5 protein-coding genes and 1 tRNA gene are annotated in these 5,860 nt (G+C 43.3%); 1 reads left to right on the forward strand and 5 read right to left on the reverse strand.

All coding sequences use genetic code 11. The annotated features are described in order from the left end of the window. Nucleotides 1-519: 519 nt before the first annotated feature. From ACEYV4_RS08945 to ACEYV4_RS08955, 3 genes are all read right to left on the reverse strand, one after another. Nucleotides 520-1,380, reverse strand: coding sequence for a GRP family sugar transporter (locus ACEYV4_RS08945; RefSeq protein ID WP_373842948.1), 861 nt, complete (start codon nt 1,378-1,380; stop codon nt 520-522). 144 nt (nt 1,381-1,524) lie between these two features. Next, nucleotides 1,525-3,003 (reverse strand): sensor histidine kinase, encoded by a 1,479-nt coding sequence (locus ACEYV4_RS08950; protein ID WP_373842949.1) that lies wholly within the window; start codon nt 3,001-3,003, stop codon nt 1,525-1,527. A 9-nt stretch (nt 3,004-3,012) separates the two neighbouring features. Continuing rightward, nucleotides 3,013-3,723 (reverse strand): response regulator transcription factor, encoded by a 711-nt coding sequence (locus ACEYV4_RS08955; protein ID WP_373842950.1) that lies wholly within the window; start codon nt 3,721-3,723, stop codon nt 3,013-3,015. Between the two features lie 213 nt (nt 3,724-3,936). Here ACEYV4_RS08955 and ACEYV4_RS08960 point away from each other — a divergent pair, with 213 nt between their 5' ends. Further along, on the forward strand, nt 3,937-4,980 hold the full coding sequence (locus ACEYV4_RS08960) for a zinc-dependent alcohol dehydrogenase family protein (RefSeq protein WP_373842951.1): 1,044 nt from the start codon (nt 3,937-3,939) through the stop codon (nt 4,978-4,980). A gap of 519 nt (nt 4,981-5,499) precedes the next feature. Here ACEYV4_RS08960 and ACEYV4_RS08965 read toward each other — a convergent pair. Together ACEYV4_RS08965 and ACEYV4_RS08970 are read right to left on the reverse strand one after the other, a co-directional pair. Beyond that, a tRNA-Ala gene (locus tag ACEYV4_RS08965) sits at nt 5,500-5,572 on the reverse strand. 47 nt (nt 5,573-5,619) lie between these two features. After that, complete coding sequence (locus ACEYV4_RS08970; RefSeq protein ID WP_373842952.1) at nt 5,620-5,793, reverse strand: hypothetical protein; 174 nt, start codon at nt 5,791-5,793, stop codon at nt 5,620-5,622. Nucleotides 5,794-5,860 lie beyond the last annotated feature (67 nt).

The raw sequence follows: 5,860 nt of genomic DNA on the forward strand, positions 1-5,860 counted from the left end.
TCGTTGGCTGTTTCTTGGGCTAGCGTAATCAGCGGGTTCAATTGCATCGCGCACTCGAACGACCAGCGCTCAATATACTGTTCCTCACCTGAGACGATAGGCATTTGCCGGGCGTCTTCCGCATACAGCGGCGCCATGTCATAGCCGGACGCCCTGAACGACTGGACCGCAATAGCATCCCGAAACAGCGTTGACAGTATTTTGGCCCGGTCGCCTGCGCGGGCGCCATAGCAATCAACTTCCGCAATTCTTCATCGGCGGCGTTGACCATTGCCTGCATCTCACCGAGTTCGTTAGCATTAACAAACTGCTTCAAGCCTTGTGTATCTAATGAAACATGAGCCATGTTTAAATAACTTCTTTCTATCTAATTAATTATATAAGTACACCCTAAATGATAGCGGATTCTCAATGTGCTTGCAATCAAGAATTTAAAGAAAATCGGCATAATAACAAAAGGGTTCCAACATCCTTCTCTAGACGTTAGAACCCATTGATCAATCTAAATTCATAATTATTTTAAGCAAAGATCGTTCCAATACTACCAAGAACAATCAGGATAATACCACCAACTGTGAAGCCCATTTCACGATGGGTCTTTTGTTCATGTAAGACAAAGACCCCACCAATCGTGGCAATAACAACGTTTAACTGGGTAAAGACAAAGGCAACCGTGACACCCAGGGCCCGACCGGCAAAGATATAGGCTAAGGCCGCAATCCCCCATGACAAGCCACCAAGAATGTTCAAGTATTGTTCCTTCTGCTTAAAGGCATAGGCATGACCTGAAGCAATCGTGTAAATTACAGAACCCAACAGAATTCCCAGCATTTCTGGTAGGAAAACACCAAGTGCATCTTCATGACTAACAATTGGCATCTTGGGAAAGGCGGAATAAACCCAGTAACCAATCGTCGTTACCAGCAGAAAGATAAAGTTTTGAACGGTGACCTTCTTGCCAGTCTTACCATCAGAAACGGAGGTCATCAAAGCCCCAATAATCACTACCAACAGGGCAATAAAGCCGATCGTCAGAGCACGGGCACCACGCCATTCGCCAAAAATGATGACCCCAATTAAGGAGTTACCAACTAACTGAAGAACCGTGGACAGCGGAATGGTGTTGGAAACACCCATCCGTTTGAAGGAAACGAACTGACCAATCTGCCCAATCGTCCAAAGTGCTCCACAGAGAACAGAGAACCAGAAACCGGTCGTGCTGACCGCCGGGTGACCGATCAAAAAGGCAATGATCCCCACGATCGAGGCACCACCACCAATACCAAACATCTGGTTAATCGTTGAACCGCCGATCTTACCAGTGATCAGTGGCATAATTCCCCAACCAATAGCTGGGATTAAAGCAAGTAAGTAAACCATAATAAATCTCTCTCCTATCAATCAATAACAAATACTACAAGATAAAAATTTAGCACAATGCAAACGTTTTCGCAAGCGTTTTCTATTCGTTACTAATTGATCAAACGGGTTTAGTTACTTTTAGATAGCGGAATAAAGCAATATTTATTTTTCTGAATTTTTATTTATCAAATGCGGTGCATGATCCCGATTAGGGAAGAAAATGGTGAAAGTAGTTCCCTGATGATAAGTACTCTCGACGGTAATCTTACCGCCGTGCAGGTGAACCAATTGATGAACAATTGCCAGGCCTAATCCTGACTCACCATACTTAGTATTCATTCGAGAGCGGTCGGCCTTATAGTAGCGTTCCCAAATATTAGCGAGTTGATCCTTGGTCATCCCGATTCCATTATCGGCCACTTTAAACCGACTACCTGTCTTTTCAAGCCGGCCACTGACCTTAATAGTCCCATTAGTGGTAAATTGGATGGCATTCTGAATAATGTTAAACATGATCTGAACAAACCGGTCATAGTCAGCATAAACTCGCAGATCACTTGGCACATCTAACTGCAACCGGTCACCCTGACCCTGAGCCTTCTTAGTTAATTGTTCCTGTAAATTATTCAAAACGGCCGCTGCATCAAAGACTTTACGTTCCATTGAAATCTGATTAGTACGAATCTTTTCATAATCCAGATTATCGTTGACCAACCGAATTAAACGCTTAGTTTCATTTTTCATTAAATGAATACTATGCTGTTTATCCTCCTCCGGAATTGCATCATACTCTAGTCCTTCCAAAATACCGTTAATCGTAGTCAGTGGCGTCCGCATCTCATGGGCAGCATCAGCCATAAATTGCCGACGCCGCTCCTCTTGACGACGAATTTCCTTTTGCGATGCATCTAGGGACTGAGTCATGGTATTAAAGCTCTGTGCCAAGTCTGCTACCTCGTCATTTCCAGTCGCGGCAACCTGAACATCATAGTTTCCTTTGGCAACCTCGTGCGTCGCGTTACGCAACCGTTCCACCCGTTGCGTAATTGAACGGGCCAAGAAGTAGCTGACGATTAAGGTCAGTAAGGCAGCAATTACAAATGCTACCAACAAGTTAAGAACAATCTGGTGCATATTTTCTTTAATCGTTGAAACAAAGGTAGCAGTCGCCACCACCGCCACCAGCTTACCCTTGTAGAAGTAAGGTTTTAAGACTTCAGTAATCTGTGGCGTTGACGTATCGGCCACCCGCTGGCTAATCTTGGCCATTGTTTCCTTGGTACAGATCACCTTACCTGCTTTCAATTGGTGCCATTGTTCGGCACTGATCTTCGGTGTAAAACCATTACTAGCATAAATTTCGTGATGAGAAGTATCATACATTGCAAAATGAACGTTTTGCCGGGTTAACAGGTTAGCATTAGTTTCCAATGACTGAGTAGCAAAGCCAATAAATCGGCGGTGAGCAGGATCGTAACGAATTGAATCCTGAACTAGACTATCTGAATAGTTCTTCATCTGATTCCAAGTATTATGATAAAGCGTGTTATCAGTTACCTGAACAAAGGAAATACTAAGAATAATAAGCAGAATGATGATAATCGTAAAGAAGGTCAACATCAAGCGATACATTAATTTCATACTTAAAACTTATTCCTCTTCGTCATCAAATTTGTAACCAACACCCCAAACCGTCTTAATAACCTGGGGTCCAACCTTTTCTAGCTTCTGCCGCAATTTTTTAATATGAGCATCTACCGTTCGTTCATCCCCATAGTATTCATAATCCCAAACTAGTTGTAATAATTGGGACCGGGTAAAAACCTGTCGCGGCTTCGAAGCTAAAGTTTTTAATAGGTCAAATTCCTTCGGTGTGAGGTCAGCAATCGCCTTACCAAAAAGAAAAACTTCCCGTGTCTTAGTATTCATCTTGAAATGCTTGGTCTCAACATCAAAGCCATCCGTTGTCTGCTGCTGTTGACTAAGCTTACCAAGCTGTGTTCGACGGTGCAGAGCTTTCATCCGTGCAATCAAGGTAATGGGACTGAAGGGTTTAGTAACGTAATCGTCGGCCCCAATCTCTAAGCCCAGTACCTGGTCACTCTCGGTATCCCGAGCCGTTAGCATGATCAATGGTACCGTTGGTGAAATCCGACGAATATCGGCCGCTACTTGCATTCCATCCTTTTTAGGCAAGTTAAGGTCCAAAAGAATAATATCCCACTTATTCGGCTTAGCCGTGAACTTATCTTCAGCGGCCACTCCATCATAAGCGAATTCATAGTCCCAATGATTCTTCTTAAAGAACATTGCCATCATTTCGCAGACGGAGTGATTATCCTCAATCATCAGAATGTTCATTTGATCGCACTCCCTTATTTTTGAATAACTACATTTTTATTTTAGTTTAACATTCCCCACTGCTTGATGCCCGTAATCCGGCCAAGAAGTCATCATTCTTTCACATTTTCACAACTATTCATTTTTAGCATTGCAAAGCATTAATTATAAGTATTACCAATTTGTGAACTAACCAATTATAATAAAAGTGATTATAGAAAGGAGAACCTAGCTATGAAATCTGCTGTATTTGCTAAAAAGGGCGAAATGAAGTTGGTTAATATCGATAAGCCAACCATCAAGGCACCAGATGATGTCATCATCAAAGTCGTACGGACCTGTGTCTGTGGTTCCGACCTTTGGAACTTCCGTGGCATCAATCCCGTAAAGCCAAATGAAGAAAATTCTGGCCACGAAGCCATTGGAATCGTTGAAGAAGTCGGTGATGCTATTACCACGGTTAAGCCAGGCGACTTCGTAATTGCACCATTTACCCACGGCTGCGGTCATTGCTCCGCTTGTCGAGCTGGTTTTGATGGTTCCTGCCTGAGCCATAGTGACAACTTCAGTAATGGTGTCCAGGCTGAATATATTCGCTTCCAGCATGGTCAATGGGCACTGGTCAAGATTCCGGGTAAGCCAAGTGATTATAGCGAGGGAATGCTTAAGTCCCTATTAACCCTGGCTGATGTTATGGCCACTGGTTACCATGCCGCTCGGGTTGCTAACGTTAGCGCTGGTGATACTGTCGTTGTAATGGGTGATGGCGCCGTTGGCCTTTGTGGAATTATTGCCGCTAAACTGCGTGGTGCCAAGCGAATTATTTCGACTAGTCGGCATGCTGATCGACAGGCCTTAGCTAAGGAATTCGGTGCTACTGATAATGTTGCTGAACGTGGTGACGAAGCTGTTAAGAAGATCATGGAGCTAACCAATGGCGAAGGTGCCGATGCCGTACTTGAATGTGTCGGTACTGAACAGTCTACTGATACTGCCATGAAGGTTGGTCGTCCTGGCGCAATTGTCGGCCGGGTTGGTTTACCACATACTCCTAACCAGGACATGACCACTCCATTCTACAAGAATACGATTGTCGCTGGTGGTCCAGCTTCCGTTACGACTTATGACAAGTCCGTCCTACTTAAGGCAGTTCTCGACGGCAAGATCAACCCTGGTAAGGTCTTCACTAAGAGCTTCAGCCTTGACGACATTGATGCAGCCTACAAAGGGATGGATCAACGGAAGGTCATTAAGTCTTACGTTGTTGTTGCTGATTAACTAATTTCACAACTTTCATTAATACATTAGAGCTGCGCAATTTGCGGAGCTCTTTTTTGTACAGAAAAGCCGCCTAACTGAGAAGCTAGACGGTCGCTCAAGTCGCTAAACCATGCTATAATATAGCCGTGATGAAGGTATATTACTTCAACAATTGGGCTGATAGCTTAACGGTAGCGCTCTTGTTCTGGTGTACTGCAATACACCACCAGCCAAGCGCAATAAAGAACGTCCCCAAAGAGATCAGCTTCTTTCATTTGAGCTTGTGCATTGGTGGTAACCAGTGCACTTTTTTAGTATAACATGAGGTTTAACTGTAAAAAAAGTCGCCCTAAAGAGGGCGGCTTTTTGTATAAAGTTGCGCATAATTATTAGAAAATAATTTGCTTAAAACAGTAGTTTTGTTTTTTTAATGTTCACCAACTTTGTGATTTTATATGATTTCTTGTGAAAACAAAAAATCACAAATCCTCAGATAATAAGGATTTGTGATTCATCATGATTAGTCGTCATATACTATGGATCATGCGAGATTCGAACTCGCGACCTCCTGCATGCGAAGCAGACATTCTCCCAACTGAACTAATGACCCGTTACACTGACCATTGTAGCAGGAAATTAGGCAACTGGAAGAATAATTTAAAAGTCCTCATCAACTAATCCCTTTGTGGCATCTACCTTATGCTTTTTTAGTGCTGCCTGATGTTCAGAGAGAAAATAGCCATCCCATTTAACCTTGCCACGGTCATGGTAATAATAATCGAAAAATTCCGTAGCTACCTGATCTGCTTGGTCTGTATCATAAAAAGTCATATCAAACACCTGCTTTCTGATTTATTCCAGACTATTGCCGCCATTATGGCCACCGACTAAGCCGCTG

It is taken from the genome of Limosilactobacillus sp. (genome assembly GCF_041859915.1).
In the GTDB taxonomy this organism is placed as follows: Bacteria; Bacillota; Bacilli; order Lactobacillales; family Lactobacillaceae; genus Limosilactobacillus.

Bases quoted from the DNA above. Each gene is read 5' to 3' on its own strand.
- ACEYV4_RS08945 (WP_373842948.1), bottom strand. From the start codon at position 1,380: ATGGTTTACTTACTTGCTTTAATCCCAGCTATTGGTTGGGGAATTATG.
- ACEYV4_RS08955 (WP_373842950.1), bottom strand. From the start codon at position 3,723: ATGAACATTCTGATGATTGAGGATAATCACTCCGTCTGCGAAATGATG.
- ACEYV4_RS08960 (WP_373842951.1), top strand. From the start codon at position 3,937: ATGAAATCTGCTGTATTTGCTAAAAAGGGCGAAATGAAGTTGGTTAAT.
- ACEYV4_RS08950 (WP_373842949.1), bottom strand. From the start codon at position 3,003: ATGAAATTAATGTATCGCTTGATGTTGACCTTCTTTACGATTATCATC.
- ACEYV4_RS08970 (WP_373842952.1), bottom strand. From the start codon at position 5,793: ATGACTTTTTATGATACAGACCAAGCAGATCAGGTAGCTACGGAATTT.